The 16,277-nt window shown below is 64.6% G+C and carries 10 protein-coding genes; 6 read left to right on the top strand and 4 right to left on the bottom strand.

Translation table 11 applies throughout. The annotated features are described in order from the left end of the window. Positions 1-587: 587 nt before the first annotated feature. From A5744_RS01550 to A5744_RS24850, 4 genes are all read right to left on the bottom strand, one after another. Positions 588-1,556: an alpha/beta hydrolase gene (locus A5744_RS01550; RefSeq protein WP_076057847.1), complete on the bottom strand. Its 969-nt coding sequence runs from the start codon at positions 1,554-1,556 to the stop codon at positions 588-590. 1,062 nt (positions 1,557-2,618) lie between these two features. Further along, positions 2,619-5,426: a LuxR family transcriptional regulator gene (locus A5744_RS01545; RefSeq protein WP_076057846.1), complete on the bottom strand. Its 2,808-nt coding sequence runs from the start codon at positions 5,424-5,426 to the stop codon at positions 2,619-2,621. 86 nt (positions 5,427-5,512) lie between these two features. Further along, the gene (locus tag A5744_RS01540; protein WP_076057845.1) at positions 5,513-8,308 is read right to left on the bottom strand and encodes a LuxR family transcriptional regulator; all 2,796 of its coding nucleotides are present in this window, start codon (positions 8,306-8,308) and stop codon (positions 5,513-5,515) included. A 251-nt stretch (positions 8,309-8,559) separates the two neighbouring features. Next, a complete protein-coding gene (locus A5744_RS24850; protein ID WP_076057844.1) occupies positions 8,560-8,775 on the bottom strand; it encodes a hypothetical protein in 216 nt (71 codons plus the stop codon). Positions 8,776-9,169: 394 nt separating this feature from the next. Between A5744_RS24850 and A5744_RS01530 the strand changes: the two genes are divergently transcribed. The 6 genes from A5744_RS01530 (at position 9,170) to A5744_RS01505 (ending at position 16,047) form a co-directional block, all read left to right on the top strand. Then, positions 9,170-10,699 (top strand): helix-turn-helix domain-containing protein, encoded by a 1,530-nt coding sequence (locus tag A5744_RS01530; RefSeq protein ID WP_240562926.1) that lies wholly within the window; start codon positions 9,170-9,172, stop codon positions 10,697-10,699. 29 nt (positions 10,700-10,728) lie between these two features. Then, complete coding sequence (locus tag A5744_RS01525; RefSeq protein ID WP_076057842.1) at positions 10,729-12,513, top strand: helix-turn-helix domain-containing protein; 1,785 nt, start codon at positions 10,729-10,731, stop codon at positions 12,511-12,513. A 414-nt stretch (positions 12,514-12,927) separates the two neighbouring features. Beyond that, positions 12,928-13,305 (top strand): hypothetical protein, encoded by a 378-nt coding sequence (locus tag A5744_RS01520; RefSeq protein WP_083679173.1) that lies wholly within the window; start codon positions 12,928-12,930, stop codon positions 13,303-13,305. 36 nt (positions 13,306-13,341) lie between these two features. Then, positions 13,342-13,653 carry a protein UsfY gene (gene usfY / locus A5744_RS01515; RefSeq protein ID WP_170874399.1) on the top strand — a complete coding sequence of 104 codons (312 nt, stop codon included), beginning with the start codon at positions 13,342-13,344 and terminating at the stop codon, positions 13,651-13,653. A 543-nt stretch (positions 13,654-14,196) separates the two neighbouring features. Beyond that, positions 14,197-14,553, top strand: a complete 357-nt coding sequence (locus A5744_RS01510; protein WP_240562925.1) for a phosphoenolpyruvate carboxylase — start codon at positions 14,197-14,199, stop codon at positions 14,551-14,553. Positions 14,554-14,994: 441 nt separating this feature from the next. Further along, complete coding sequence (locus A5744_RS01505) at positions 14,995-16,047, top strand: alpha/beta hydrolase (RefSeq protein WP_076057840.1); 1,053 nt, start codon at positions 14,995-14,997, stop codon at positions 16,045-16,047. The last annotated feature ends 230 nt before the right edge of the window (positions 16,048-16,277 follow it).

Raw genomic sequence — 16,277 nt, 5'->3', positions numbered from 1 at the left:
GCGGGCCCGCGTCTCGCCGACGCCCTAATGATCTTCTCGTGAGCCGCGCTCACGCTGTGCCCGCTCACCGTATTTCCCCTCTTTCCCATCGATGCAACGACTTCTGCAACTCATGACACCGCGGCGCGCGGATGGTGAGCGTCTCAACATGAGGCGAATGAGCATCTCAAAGTGAGACGCCGCGGGGGCGCCGGCGGGTGGACCGTCGTCTTCGCGTGCTCACGGTTGTCGATTCACCAACACGTACCCAGCGACGCCGAACACCACGGGGATCATCATCAACATTCCCAACACCGAGCTCATCATCGTTTTCTCAATTCGCTGTGTGGTTGCTCTCCGGCGCCGATTCCTGATTAGTGCGACGGCGGTCGCGGCATCCGAAGCTCAATGACCACGTTTGCAGCGCGGCCACCGCGTCACCATCACCCAGCGGGTGATCTTTAGGGCCGCGGCGGTGTAGACCTAGTGGCCTTGATATTTGACGGACCGGTCAATGCGAGCGGCGCATGAGTTGCGTCGAAGGGGTGCTCGCAATCGGTTAGCTGACCGTTGATCAACATCGGGATGGCGTAATCGCCCTGGTCGGATCATGACGCTCGCTCTTCAACTTCGACGGGTGATGCCTCGACGGCCGAATCGGAATGGTCGATGCGGAACTCGCCGTCGGCGGCGATGGCCGAGCTGATGGCTCCGGTGACTACCTCCGGGACTTCTTGCAAGAGCGTGTGCCCTGCGGTGGGCCGGTGGATGAGCGTCGCCCCGGGGATACCGTCGACCAGCTCGCGGGCGTGCCACATCGGCGTGAGCTTGTCCGCTCCTCCACTGATGATCGTTGTCTTGGCTGTGATAGAGCCCAGTGTCTGCGAGCAGTCGTACTCCATTAGGCCGCGCAGGAAGCCGACCTTGGTCGTCGACGGGGTGGTGTTGATGGCGGCCGCGGACCTAGCGACCAACGAATCAGGGGCGGCGTCACCGCATCCGGCATGTCGGGTCAGTGCCGCGCACACCGGCCGGGCGAGGAATTGAACGAGCTCGTCGGTGCCTGCGCCAGGCATGCGGTGGACGAGGTGGTAGAGCATGCTTGTCGCGGGGGTGCGCAGCAGCCGGCCGAAGCCGTGCGAGCCGAGATTTCCCGCGGCGCTCGCGACGAGAACAAGGCTCTCCGGCTCAACGGGACGCTTGCTGGCCGGCCGGCGAAGATAGGCCAAGACTGTCATGCCGCCCATCGAGTGTCCTACTAGGGTGAGCGAGCCCGTAACACGAAGCGCGACAAGCAATTCGGCGAGGTCGTCGGCCAGCCGGTCGATCCGGTACGTGTGCATTGACGCATTGCCGGAGTCGCCGTGACCACGGTGGTCGTAACTGATGATCCGGATGCTCTTGCCCCAGCGACGGATCAGCTGCGTCATTTGAATGTTCCAGGACTCTTTGTTCGAGCAGAAGCCATGGAGAAGGACGACTGTATGGTCAGCGGCGCGAGATCCCCAGTCACGAACGGACAGCGGGACGCCATCGCGCGTGGTAACTATGCGGTTGCAGGTCAGCGGTCCGGGCATTTGCGTGCGGCCGCATCGCGTTTGCGGCGTCGGTGGCATCATCGCTTTGCTACCTGCCCTCGTGCGGTAAGGTCGCGCTCTTTGACGGGTTCTCCGCAGCGCTGTGGATCTCGATTGCGCAGCCGGGCATCGTCGTGGTCCCCTCAGCTAGCCCGACTTGCGTGCGCATCGAGATGTACAGTGCTGCTTGTTGGTTCGGCGAGCGAGATGGCATGACCGGCGGTCATCGAGACACCATCGTGTAGCCAGCGACACCGAACGCCACTGGCACCATCGCCAGCATTCCAAGGGCCGCATTCAACATGGTTCGCTCTTTCCTTTGTGCGCTCACCGGCAGGGTGTGTGGCCTAGCTGGGCCGTCGCTTTGGGTGAGAAGGTGATTAGTGGTCGACTACTACGGTCGTCGTGCGGGCACGGCAAAACCATCGCCCGAGGATTGATGTTTAAGGCCGGATGGGTCGAGTACTAGGCCTTCGGGGGAAACCCATTGAGATGGAATCCGCACAGCGGACGGTTCACGGTCATGGCCCGACACGGCAGGCCCAAACACCGCCGAGATATTTGACGATCGGTCAGGCAGAACACCGTCGGGCCATCAGGGCGGCTTACCAAAGTGGCTTCGCCGTTAGCTGCAGCCACGCTTTGAATTCCCTTTGCTCTCGGCGTTTTTGCGCCCGTTTGACGCGCAATCGTTTGATCATGTTGCAACTCCGCCATTGCCCACGCGTCGTATCTGGACGTCGGTATGGATAGTGCGGCTTGCTGATTCCGCGATCGGGCTGCGCCAGCTTGCGGTCATCGCGACACCATCGCGTACCCGGCAAGCGGGAAACGTCACAGGCGGCATGGCCAGCATTCCGTAGTCTGCGTTCAACAAGGTTCGCTTTTTCCCTTGTGTGCTCGCGGGCGGGTGTACGACTGCGCTTCGACCGTCGCCCGGGTTTGTGTGATTAGTTGTCGACTACCACGGTCGTCGTGCGGGCAGCGCAAAACCATCGCCCGTGGGTTGATGTTTAGGGCCGGATGGATGCAGTACTAGGCGGCCTCGTATTTGACGTCTAGTCAATCAGCGCCGCGCATGAGCTGCGCCAGCTGGGCGCGGGAGGCAATGCCGAGCTTGGCAAATGCGTTGTGGACGTGGGTCTTTACCGTGTGGGGGGAGAGGCGCAGCTGTGTGGCGACGTCGCGGTTGGTCGCGCCCTGTGCGATGAGGTTGACGACCTTGAGCTCGGAGTCGGTGAGGCTGTCCCAGCCCGTTTTGGCCCGCGGCTGGGCGACGATGCGGCGTTGCACACCTAGTCGGCGCAACTCGCGGCCGACCCGGCGGGCATCGGCGACCGCTTCGTACGCGATGTAGGTGTCGAATGCGGCGTTCAGCTGGTCGAGTGCCTCGGCGTTGCGCTGTGCGCGACTCAGCTCGAAGCCGGCGTCCTCGGCTGCGCTTGCGTAAAGAAGCGGCCGCGCCGACGAGCGAAGCAAATCCGCGGCACCCACCAACGCCGCGGCGTCCCGTTCGAGGATCCCGCGGACGTATCCGGCGACCCCGGCGAACACTGGCACGGGTGGCCGCTCACGCTCCAGCGCCTCGCTGGCCTGCAGGACACGCGCGCGCAGGCCGGCATCGCCGGCCGCGGAGGCCACCCGCGCACCCAAGATCACCAGGTCTAACACCTCAGGCGTGAGTGGCGTCCCGAGTAGCGCGATATCGCCGAGCCAGCGCATCGCGTCATGGACGTCGTCGCGCTGCCATGCCGCCAGCGCGAGCACCTGCGCCGCTGCCCGACGCACCGTCGATGAGCCGGTGGGGTAGGCGTAACGAGCGTCATTGGCCATCTGCTGCAGCAAGTTTCGGTCATCGGTGTGCACGGCCACTTCGGCCAGATGCGCCATTCGGATCATGTCCAGATCGGTCGCGCTTGTCCGTTGTGGGCGCGGCACGGATTCAACCTCGGCGCGAGCTGCAGACAACCGGCCCGCCGCGAGATGCACCCACGCGGCAATATTGGTCCAGATATCGAGGGCCATCGCGTTGCGTTCCCGACGGGCTTGCTCTATCCCGTTTTCGATCTGGGCTGCCGCGTCGTCCAACCGGCCGACAACTGCCAGGAGGTTCGCGTGGTGCGCTGCGAGCAAATCATGGGCTGCCGTCGGATCACTCGATCGGGCAAGCGCGCAAGCCTTTTCGACGCGGCTCAGGCTGCGGCCCGCATACCCGTCCGCACAATCGAGACAAGCGAGGGTGACATGGGCCACGATCGTGGCCTCGAGATCACCGCTCGATGCCGCGGCCGCGACGGCCTCATCGGCAGCGCCGCGGTGTTGCCCGCGTTGGTCGTAGAGCAGGTTGTAGGCCAGCAAGGCCAGATGCCGTGCCCGGGTGACCTCGCTGATGTCGCTCAATTCGAGCGCTCGCCGATTCTCCTCCACGCGCCGCTGGGCATTGTGCTTATTGATCGTCGGGAGCCGGAGGCGGATCTCGGCCTCCTCTTCAGGCGAGCCCGCCTCCGAGAGCGCCACGATGGCCACGTCTTCGGCCTCGCCGTAGCGGCTGGCCCGGTTGAGCAGCTCCACCGTTTCAGCAACCAGTGACCCGTGTTCGGCGTCATCGGCGGGCAACAGCTCCAACGCACGTTTGCACAGGTCCGCGGCCGCACTTGCATCGCCGCGGCCCACGGACTGAGCGGCCTGTCGCAGCGCGCCGATCGCCTCCCTGTCCCCGGGCTCCGCGCTTCTCGCCAGTTGGGTGGCCACCTCGGCGGGGGCCGCTCCCATGCCCAACATGACCGACGCCGATTGGCGCTCCATCGCCCGCCGCAGCGACTGCGGCAACGACTGCCGGGTAGCCTCACGCAGCAAGTCATGCCGAAACCTCAGCCGCTCACCATCTTCCACGAGCAGATCCGCGCGCACCGCCTCCTCCACCGCCGACAGCAACGACGCCGGCGACCGTTCCAGCATCGCGGCCAGCAGGGCAGCCGAAAATCGGTCGGGCAGCACCGCGGCCACCCGCACAAGCTCTGAAGCCGCGCCGGAGAGTAGTTCCAGCCGCTGGTGCATGGTTGCGCCCAGACGCCGCGGCAGTCCGTCTCCGGTGACCATCGCGCGGCCACCGGAGAGATTGAGCCGGCCCTCCTCGCCTAGCCCGCCGACCAGCTCGGTGACCAGAAATGGATTTCCGTGCGCCTTGGCGGCCAGGTCCAACAGCGGCGCATCCGCCCTCGCCCGCACCGCGTCGCAGACCATCTGGGCGACGGCGTCCGGCGTCATGGCCGCCAGTCGCAAGAATGTGGCGTTCGCGCGGTCCAGCACCGACAGGGTTTCCTGTACCGCGGGCCCGCCCGCCCCGGTGCGGGTGGTAAATACCCACAAAACAGGCACATCCGAGTGCACTGTGGCGAGCGACCGCAGCGCCAACGCCGTGCCGTTATCAGCCCAGTGAATGTCCTCCAACACAATCACCAGGGGGGTCTGCGCGGCCGCCGTATGAATCGCGTCGGCCAGATCGTGCACCACCCAGTAGCGCAGATCGGCCGAGCTGCCCAGCCGGCGCAGCGCCTCGAGATCGCCGACCGGGGGATCGGCGTTCAGCGTGGCCATGAATAGCGAGAAAAACGGCACCGTCTGCTGATACTCGAACGCCTCCCCGAACAAGGTGCGCACCCCGCACCCGTCGGCCAGCGCCAACACTTCGGTGAGCAACCGACTCTTGCCGATGCCGGGCGGTCCCTCGATGACCAGCACGCCCCCGGTTCCCTGGGCCACCGCGGCGACCAGCGCGCGGATCAGTTCCAGCTCGTTTGCCCGCCCCCGGATCGGCGGAGTGACCAGCGGCTGACCGCCGACATCAAAAAGGCCGGTTGAAGGCCCCATCGGGCGTCCTGTCTACCGTTAACCGGACTGTCATTGCAGTGCACGTCATTGTAGGCCCGCGCACCATCTGCCCGATTTGCTGTCGATCAATCAGCGCCGGGCATGAGCTGCGGCAATTGGGCGCGCGAGGTGATGCCCAGTTTGGCGAATGCGTTGTGGACGTGGGTCTTCACCGTGTGGGGGGAGAGGTGTAGACGGGTGGCGACTTCGCGGTTGGTCGCGCCCTGTGCGATGAGGTTGATGACCTTGAGTTCGGAGTCGGTGAGGCTGTCCCAGCCCGTTTTTGCCCGAGTTTGGCTGACGATGCGGCGTTCCACGCCTAGTCGGCGCAGTGCGCGGCCGACCCGCCGGGCATCGGCAATCGCTTCGCATTCGATGTAGGTGTCGAATGCCGCGTTCAGGTGGTCGAGCGCCTCCGCGTTGCGCTGCGCGCGACTCAGCTCGCCTCCGGCGTCCTCGGCCGCGCTTGCGTAAAGCAACGGCCGCGAACACGAGCGGAGCGCGCTCCCCGCTGCCACCAAAGCATTGGCATCACGCTCGAGGATCCCGCGGATGTGTTGGGCGACCGTGGAGAACAACCGAACCCCGGGCCGCTCGCGTTCGAGCACGTCAACAGCATCCAGGAGACGCGCTCGCAGGCCGGCATCACCGGCGGCTGACGCTGCTCGCGCGGTCAAGGCCAGCTGATCCAAGACGGTAGGCAAGAACGGTGTCACGAGTATCGAGATATCGCCGCCGAGCCAGCGCACCGCTTCATGAACGTCGTCGCGCTGCCACGCCACTAGCCCTAGAACGCCCGCCGCCCCGCGACGTACGGCAACTGAACCGTTGGAGTACGCGTCGCGCGCATAGCTCACCGTCTCTAGCAACAACGTCCGGTCGTCGGTGCGCGCCGCCACCTCCGCCAGGATCATCATGCGCCTCGCGTCGACGAAGGTTGACCCTGTTCGCTCCGGCGTTGGCAGCCGCTCGAGGGCGGCGCGGGCATCCGACAACCGGCCGGCAGCCACGTGCACCTGCCCCGCCGTCAGGGCCCAGATGTGCAGCGCCATGCCGTCGCGTTCCTTCCGGGATTTTTCTGTGCGGGCCGCCACCAGCGCCGCGGCGTCTTCCAACCGTCCGACCACGGCAAGCAGGTTTGCAAGGTGGATTGCAGCGAGGTGATGAGCGGTCATATCGCCCGCGGGCGTCAGGGCTTGAAGTTCCTCAACGCGGTGTAGAGCGCGGCCCGCGTACCCGTTCGCGCAGTCGAGGCAGGCAAGTGCTACTCCGGACAGAATGCTCGACTCGGGATCGCCGGTGGACACTGCGGCGGCCGCCGCGTCGTTGGCTGCCGCGCTGTCTTGTCCGTGTTGGCCGTACATCGCCAGGTTGTACGCCAGCCATGCCCGATGTCGTGCCTGGGTGACGTCGCTGAGGTCGGGCAGCTGAAGTGCGCGGCGGTTCTCTTCGATGTGTCGCGTTGTCTCTTCTGTGGTTACCGTCGGGAGCCGCAGGCGAATCTTGGCCTCTTCTTCGGGCGTCAGCGCGGCGGACAGGGTAGTGCGGGCCAACCGTTGCGCCTCCTCGTAGCGTGTGGCCCGATTGAGCAGCACGATCGTTTCTGTCACGAGTGGCCCACGTCCGGGGTCTTGGGGGGGCTGGAGCTCCAACGCGCGCTTGCTCAAGTCCGACGCAGCGCTCGGATCGCTGTTGGCCACCGACTGTGCGGCTTGGCGGAGTGCGGCGATCGCGGCCTGATCGCCCACCTCAGCGCTGCGGGCAAGCTGGGTTGCGACCTCCTCGGGCGCCGCCCCCATGTCCAGCATGATGGTCGCCGATTGTCGCTCCATCGCTCGGCGCAGCGACTGTGGCAAAGATTGCCGCGTCGCTTCGCGCAGCAGATCGTGGCGAAACCTCATCTGATCACCGTCTTCGATGAGCAGGTCGGCACGGACGGCCTCTTCTACTGCCGATACCAGGGCGGCCGGTCGGCGTTCCAGCATCGCGGCGAGCAGCCGGGCCGAAAAGTGGTCAGGCAGCACTGCGGCTACCTGGACGACTTCGCTCGCAGCGTTGGACAGCTGATCTAGTCGTTGCTGCATGGTGTCGTTGAGCCGTCGCGGCAACGTGTCTCCGGTGGCGACCGCGCGGCCGCCGCTGACATTGAGCCGGCCGTCCTCGTCTAGTCCTCGCAGGAGCTCCGTTAGCAGGAACGGGTTGCCGTGGGCCTTGTCGGCGAGATTTAGGAGCGACGCATCCGCGTTGGCTCGCACGGCGTCTTGCACAATGTCAGCGACAGCGCTCCGTGCCATGGCCGTCAACCGCAGAAACGTGGCATCCTCGCGTTCCAGCGCGCTCAGCGTCTCACGAACGGCCGGTCCGCCGGCGCCGGTTCGTGCGGTAAGCACCCACAGCACCGGGGCATTTCGCCGCGTCGCGGCCAGCGACCGCAACGCTAGCAGGGTGGCGTTGTCGGCCCAGTGGATGTCCTCGAGAAGGATCGCCAAGGGTATTCGGGACGCAGCCGCATGTATGGCGGCTTGCAGATCGCGCACCACCCAGTAGCGGACATCGGCCGACGTGCCCAAGCGACGCAAAGCCTCCGCATCACCGACAGGGGGATCCGCGCGCAGGGTCGCCATGAACAGCGAGAAAAATGGCACCGTCTGCTGGTACTCGAACGCCTCGCCGAACAGTGCCCGAACACCGGCCTTCTCTGCAAGCGCCAAGACCTCGGTCAACAAGCGGCTCTTCCCGATGCCCGGCGGCCCCTCGATGACCAGTACGCCCCCGCGCCCTTCAGCGACCGCCGCGACTAGCGCGCCGATCACCTTCAGCTCGCCCGACCGCCCACGAATCGGCGGTATGCGCACCTTCCCAGACGGCCTCGCGGCGCTCATGCGGACCGACGCCCCCCGACGTGAAGTAGGCGGGCGGAAGGCCTCCCCGTTGTGTTGTCCACAGTTTTCGCCAGTGTTAGCGCTGGTAGCCAGTGTAGGCGTGTTCCTCCGCCCCATTTGCTGTGAATTGCGTTCGACCATTTTTTGCGACGGACCCGGCACTTTCGCGCGCCCGGGTGTACGGGGGTGATCGATGGGAACATATGTGGAAGAACCCGCTGGCTTAACGATCTCCGACGCTCTGCCCGATGTCATGCCGCCACCTGGACTTCCACTGACAGGTAGTCGGCTATTTCGTGTGTTGCAGGCCAGTCGCCGCCGCGCACCGCTCGGCTGAGCGACTCTACTAATGGACTGCAGGCGCCCAACTCGGCCAGCCATGAGGCCACCGTCGGAGCGATGTCATCTGCTTGGACGCGTACGGTACGGCCGTAGTGCAGGCGATCGGTCACCTGATAGATAGTCATTTCTCCACGCCTTTCGGGTGCATTAGCTGATGTGACCCATGACACCGCCGCGGGCGTAGACTGAACGTCTCAATCTGAGCAGGGTTGCGCGTCTCAATCTGAGACGCCGGTTTGGGGGGCGGCTGCGCCGCTCGGTTCGGGGAGCGAGGTCCATGCGTCGATGAGCTTGCGGGCCGACATCCAAACCGACGTTCGCCGGGTGAGGGAACGGTTCTTGTGCGACGGATCCTTGGTGGCGGACACCTTGCCCCCAAGCGTCCTGGACTCCTGGCGTCGGTCCCAGGCCATGCGGGTTCACCCCGACCGGCTCGATTTGCCCTATGTTCGGCAGCCGGATACCGACTCACGACTAGCTCACGCCGCGGAGTCCGTGCTACAAGGGATCACGCAGGACGTGACCATCGAGGCGATGTCGGTCATCCTCACCTCGGCCGACGGTGTTGTGATGAATCGCTCCGCCTCGGAAGCGGCCTTCATGAACGCACTGGATTCGGTGAGCCTTGCCCCCGGCTACAGCTACGCGGAGGAATTCGCCGGTACCAACGGGATTGGCACCGCGATCGAGACCGGGCAGCCCGCGTTCATTTGTGGCGGCGAGCATTTCGTCGGGCCGCTGGGCGAGCTTGCCTGTGCGGGAGCGCCAATCCGTGATCCGATAACCCAGAGGCTGGTCGGCGTCGTTGATCTCACCTGCTGGGCCAGCCGATCAAATCCGGTCTTGTTGCCGTTGGTCAAGAGCCTGGGAAGCCAGATCGAGGACCGGCTGAGAGAGTCGGCCCACGCGAGCGAGATCGCGCTTCTGGAGGCGTATCGCAACCAGGAGCGACGGCTCTCACTCGGTGTGCTGGCGATCGGCGGTGACGTGTTGCTGATGAACCGTTACCTGCGGCAGACACTCGACACCAATGATCAAATCGCTCTGCTCGAACACGCCTCGGATCTGCTTCACACCACGGCTACGCGACATCCGCTGGCGGTGCTGCCGAGTGGAACGACGGCCAACATCTCTGTCGTCGACCATGCGGAGATCCGTGGCAGGATTAACGTTGTTTTCCATGTGCATCTGTCGACCGAGGCAGCAGCACACCGAGTCGGGACTCGCCAATCGGTCACGCCGCACATTCCTGGCCTCGTTGGGCGTAGCAGCTCATGGCGGCACAGCTGTCAGCTGGTCGAGCGATCTTGCCGAGACCGAGATTGGGTACTGCTCGAAGGCGAGAAGGGATCCGGACGAGCCAAGCTGGCTCAGGCTGTCGCACAGTACGTACACCCGATAAAGACGGTCCGCGTAATACGGGCTGAAACATTTTCGACGCCAGCGCTTTTCGTCGCCGAGATCGTGACCCAAACCGACGGCGATGACTTTGCCGTGGTGATATCCGACGTAGATTGCATCGACGAGGCGACGCTCGCAGCCATCGTTCCGGTGTTGGAATCGCGTGCGAGGCGCGGATGGATCGCAGTGACGGTGAGTTCATCGACTCCTTCACCGATGATTGAGCGGCTGCTGCCGTTCTTTACCCACACCGTGACAGTGCCCGCGCTGCGATACCGGATTGAAGACATCGAGGTACTGGTGCCGTTCCTGCTGCGCGAGCTGACTTCCGGCGCTGATGTGCGTCTTGCCGCCGATGCGATGCGTCAACTCAGTAAGCTGCCCTGGCCGGGTAACGTGGCACAGTTGCGGCGAGTAATTGCGGAAACCGTTGCGCGACAACGGTCAGGCGTTATCAGTGCCGATAAGCTGCCGCCCGAGTGTCGATCGCTCGCAAAGCGAAAGCTCACCCAGATGGAGGCGCTTGAGCGAGACGCCATCGTCCGCAGCTTGGAGGACAACGCCAACAACAAGCTGCAGGCGGCGATCGCCTTGGGGATGTCGCGGGCGACGATCTATCGCAAGATGAGCGATTACGGCATTTCGTGACGGCGAGCCGGAGTCGAGGTAGTTGGGGGATGGGCTCGCAGGCGGGCTGCGCGACCGAAGTTGAGAAGGCCAGGGAAAAGTTCCTGTCCGTACAGTCTCTTGACGCGGTGCGCTCACTCAGTGAGGGCATTCTGCAGCCCAGTGTCCTGGACTCCTGGCGTCGGTCGCAGGCCCTGCGCGTGCACCCCGACCGGGTCGAGCTCCCGTATGTGCGTGAACCCAATATGGGCTCGCGGTTGGCGCGTGCGGCCGCGCCGGTGCTGCAGCGCGTCACCGATGATCTGGCTGCGCAAGCTGTCAGCGTTGTCCTGACATCAACCGATGGGGTGGTGGTTGAACGGACCGCACCAGAAGTGTCCATCCTCAACGCGTTGGACAGCGTGAGTCTCGTACCTGGCTATAGCTTGGCTGAAGAGGTGGCGGGCACCAACGGGATTGGCACCGCGCTGGAGACTGGGCGGCCCGCGTTCATCCGCGGCGGCGAGCACTACGTCGCTATGTTCACCGGTTTCGCGTGCGCGGGTTCGCCGATCCGTGATCCGATAACGCGCAGACTAATCGGCGCCGTCAATCTGAGTTGTCTGGCCGACGAATCCGATCCACTGTTGCTCGCGCTGGCTGCCAGCGCCGGTCGCCAAATTGAGGATCGCATGCGGGTGGTGGCTCATGAAGGTGAGACCGCGCTGTTGGAGGCATATCTGCAGCAGACACGGCGGTCTTCGAGCGGTGTGCTCGCGATCGGTGGCGATGTGGTGTTGATGAACCCCTATCTGCGCCGGGCGCTCGACGGCAACGACCAGACCGCGCTGCTCGAACACGCCTCGGATCTACTCAGTTCCACGCTCTCGGGCACGGCGCTGGCTGTTCTGCCAAGCGGGCACATCGCAAAAATCACTGCTGCCGACCGCTCGGCGATGCGCGGCGGCCGGGCCAATGTCGTGTTCCACGTTGATGTTTCGGCTGAGACCAGCTCGCACCCGCGTCAAATTGGCCACTCGGCTCGCATTCAAATCCCTGGCCTGGCAGGTCGCAACAGCGCCTGGCTGCGCTGCTGCCAGGAGGTGCTGCGGTGCTGCCGCGACCGAGACTGGGTAATGCTCGAAGGAGAGAAAGGATCCGGCCGGGCACGGTTGGCCCAGGCGGTGGGTCAGTATGTGAAACCGGGCCGAACTGTTCGGGTGATGCGCGCCGAGGCGCTTCCCAGCCCAGCGCGATTCGTCGCCGAGCTGGCGGCTGAGTCCGGCGATGAGGACTTCGCAGTCGTCATCGGCGACGTAGATGACCTCGACAAAGACACACTCGAATCGATCATCTCGATCCTGGCCATGCGCGGAGACCGGGGTTGGATCGCGGCGACCAAAAGTTCCGCGCATCCGTCAGCACCGATCAAGCAGTTGCTGCCGTTATTTACCCATACCGTCACGGTGCCGGCGCTGCGACACAGGATCGACGACCTCGAGGAATTGGTGCCGCTGTTGCTGCGTGAGGTCACCCGGGGCGCTGATGTGGAGCTGGCACCCGATGCTATGCGCCAACTCAGCATGCTGCCGTGGCCGGGCAACGTCTCGCAGCTGCGGCGGGTTCTGACCGAAACCGTTGCCCGCCAACGATCGGGCATTATCAGTGTCGACAAGCTGCCACCGGAGTGCCGATCGATCATGCGGCGCAAACTAACCCAAATGGAAGCCCTTGAGCGCGACGCGATTGTCCGGAGCCTGCAAGACAATGGCGGTAACAAGCAAGAGGCGGCCCGCGCCCTGGGAATGTCGCGGGCGACCATCTACCGCAAGATAAACGACTACGGCATCGCCTGACACCTCTACGCTCGTTAGCCCAAAAGCTTTCGCCACGACCTTCATAGCGAAGGGCCCGCAGCTGCGCATGGCTCAGTGATGTGTGCGGAAGGCCTCGGTATGTCCTCACCCGGGTGATTGACGCTGCGGGGTGAAGACAGCTCCGCCGCCGGCCCGTCAAGCTTGACTTCCGACAGACTCGCGCGGCGATGTCCGGCTGTATCCGTGCCAAACAGCGATGTTCAGCACGGCGGAGCAAACGATCCGGGAAGGGACTGAACTATGGGCGCAGAGTGCGACGGTAAGAACGTCGTGGTGGTCGGCGGTGTTGCCGGCATTGGGCACCAAGCCGCCTCGACGGCATCGATTGCGGTGGCGGCGCCGTCGGGTAATTCGACACGAGGTCCGCGCCTAACACGGGCGGATATGAGCGCCATGAGGCATATCGTGCGGTGGGCAATTGTGTTCCTGGCATCGTGGGGAATCGGACTACTGGTTGCGGCGTGGATTGTTCCCCGAGTTTCGTTGTCGGTACCGGGGTTCATCGTCGCGGTGTCGGCGTTCGACTTAATGCAGGGGATCTTGTCCTTATCGATCTTGAAGTTGCCCCGTGAGTACGCTTCGCTGCTCCTTGGGGGCACCGGCTTGGCATTGACGATTGTCGCGTTGATCCTCGCGTCAATATTGACCCACGGAATCACTATTGACGGCACGCCATCCTGGCTGGCCACGACGGTTGTGGTGTGGCTCGTGACAACGATTGGGGTGACGCTGGCCGAGCTGCTCATCCGCGCCCGGACCGGCTCAACCTGACAAGTATCTCCTACGACGACGACGGAGGGAGCGGTGATGGGAGACACCCACGACGATCCGACGGATCACTCTCGGACCACGCAACCGCACGCGGGTATCACCGTGAAGGATAACTTCTTCTGGCCGGGGTTGATCCTGTTGGTGGTAGCGACGTTTGGGTTGATTAGCACGGCGGCCGAAGCCGCGTATCGACATTACGAATGGCTTCCCGCCACGGCGCTCATCGCCGTTCTCGGCGTGGTCGCCGGAGCGCTGTGGCTCGTGCTGGAACTTCGCCGCGTGACCCGCATCGATGCGCAGTGGGACGCTGCCCACACAGGTAGTCGGACGCGCCAGCGCACTCGCTAATCGCAACAGCCGAGCACCCCGTCGACATGACATTCACGGGCGTCCACAGCGCATTCTGTTGCTGTAGATCTACCACGTTGTATTCCAACATATTTCGCGTCTACGTTAGTGCCGACAATATCCGCGTCCGGCGGTAGTTACGCGGCCGTCCTGCCCATGGAGTTAATCGCCCTCACCCCGGGTTCCTGGCGCTTCTTCCTACGTCACCATTACCGCATTAGCGAGATCAAATCCCCCACGGTGCTCGCGATATTCGCCAAATCGCCCGGGTGACGCCCTTTGCCGGGTGATGACCACTCATCCCATCTCAATCAATGCTGGCTTATCAGATCGCGAGTCGCGATGACGGTGGGCAACCTTGCTGCCTTGATCACCGCTGAACCGACCGCCACAAATTGGAGAAACGAAATGAAGCCTCGCCAATATCACCGATCGACTGCTGAATACGGCTCCGGCACCGCGCGAACGCCATGGCTGCTGGATCGAATGCGGGACGCCGCCGACTCTGCCCGGCGTTGGGCGCACCGGAGAGGAGGCACGCCAATGGACACCGTTCCGGCGATCGAGGATCAACTTCATGCGCTGCGGCCCACCTGCAGTGCCCAGGGGCTGTCGACCGGCATCACATGTGGCGCGCGGGCGGTAGCGGTCGCCGAGATACACGCCGTCGACGGATGCGACCAGATGGGGCTAACCCCAGACGGCGACCTTATCGAGACGCTCTGTCAAGACTGCCTGGCTACTGTGCGATGGGCGATGGAGACCTACGTGGGCGACAAACGCGAGATGGCGTCCCGCTGCGGCACCCACCCGGTTTGCGCAACCTGCGGGCGTCCCACTGGGTACCTGCGCAGCGTCTTCGCTGTGCACTCGATCGGGCCCGATGCACAGACATCATGAGCCGACTACGCACTGCCTCCCTGTTTCTGGCTGTCGTGGCCGGGGATTACGCGGCCCTCAGGTTGATTTATGGTCAGCTAACCGATTTCGGCGTCTCTGCCGCCGTTTGTGCGGGATCCTTGGTCGCAGCGGGGCTGATCACTCATGCCGAGAACCGGCGAAGCCAAGCGGTGGCGCGCGGACGCGTAGCTGTCTGGCAGCGCCGCGATAAGCAGTCCACGACCGGCGCGGGCCAGTGCCCGTCGTGCGGGGGTACGCGCCAACAACCAAGTGACTCACCCAGATTCGTTGACCGGCAGGGCGGCCTTTTATGTCAGGGATGCGCGCCGGCCCTCAACCTAGGGCCGACGCGATGAACCCGGCGACGGTCTCAACGCCACCGTCACGTGAATTCGGTTGGTGGCGTGGGGAACCCGATGCGCCCCGTGTGGAAGTGTTGTAATGAGCGCACCCGCCACCGTGTCAGGTTCGCCGCGCTCCGGTCTGGGAGCACCCAGGGCGCGGAAAGCCCGACGATACCTGTTTCGCGCGGGCGCCGTCGTTGACGTCATCCAGGACGGTCCCAGCATGGCCGCGCGCATCGCCTGGCTGAGCGCCCGCCTGATGATCCGGCCCGCGTTGAGCGTGGGCAGTTTTGTGCCCTCGGCACCGTGGCCGTGGGGCGTCGTCGATTTCACGGCCCGCGCCATCGCGCCGGCACCAGGCACGGTGCGCGCCGCCATTGGGCTGACGCACTGCACCGCGCACCTTGTCCGTGCCGCCGGAGTGCTGCCGGCCGACGGCACCCGCCGGGTCGTGCTCTATCTGCACGGCGGGGCGTTCCTCACCTGCGGCACGTACTCGCACGGCCGACTGGTGAGCATGCTGTCCAGTTTCGCCGACAGCCCGGTACTGGTGCCCAACTACCGCAAGATTCCCAAACATTCGATCGGTCAGGCGATCGACGACTGCTACGACGGGTACCGGTGGTTGCGCCGACAGGGTTACCAGCCCGACCAGATCGTGCTGGCCGGCGATTCCGCCGGCGGCTATCTGGCGCTAGCGCTGGCCCAACGCCTGCTTGAGTGCGGTGAGCAGCCCGCGGCGCTGGTGGCCATGTCGCCGCTGCTGCAACTGGCCGCGCAACCCAAAAAGACCCACCCCAACATCGGCTCGGATGCGATGTTTCCACCCAGAGCGTTCCACGCCTTGCATGGTTTGATTACCCGCGCCGCGGCACAGGGGGACGCGAACGGGAGTTGCGACGCGCTTTACGAGCCGCTCGATCACATCCAACCCGGACTGCCACCCACCTTGATCCATGTGTCCGGTTGCGAGGTATTGCTCCACGACGCGAAGCTGGCGGCTCAACGACTGGCCGCTGCCGGGGTGCCCGTCGAAGTCCAGGTGTGGCCGGGCCAAGTCCACGTGTTCCAATTCGCCGCGCCGATGATCCCCGAAGCGACCCGCTCACTGCGCCAGATCGGCGACTACATCCGTGAAGCGACCGGATAACCAAGGGACCCTGAGGTTATCGAAGATCACCATGACCGTGACGCCGCGGCCGCGCGACGGCGACAACTGGGGCCTCGCCGCTTTCAGCAGGGCGCACGGGTGTGAAGACGTGGACCCTGAGCCAATCAAAGGCGCTGGTCCACCCCGAATTCCCGCCGATCCGCCTGGTGACGCCTCTGCACTCACCCGGGTGAATCGGCTCGCCGGGTGATGACGACTCACCCCGCGGC

This window comes from Mycobacterium sp. IS-1264 (assembly GCF_001954195.1).
In the GTDB taxonomy this organism is placed as follows: Bacteria; Actinomycetota; Actinomycetes; order Mycobacteriales; family Mycobacteriaceae; genus Mycobacterium.
The sequence above is the reverse complement of the archived record's forward strand: the minus strand, read 5'-3'. Positions and strand labels throughout refer to the sequence as shown.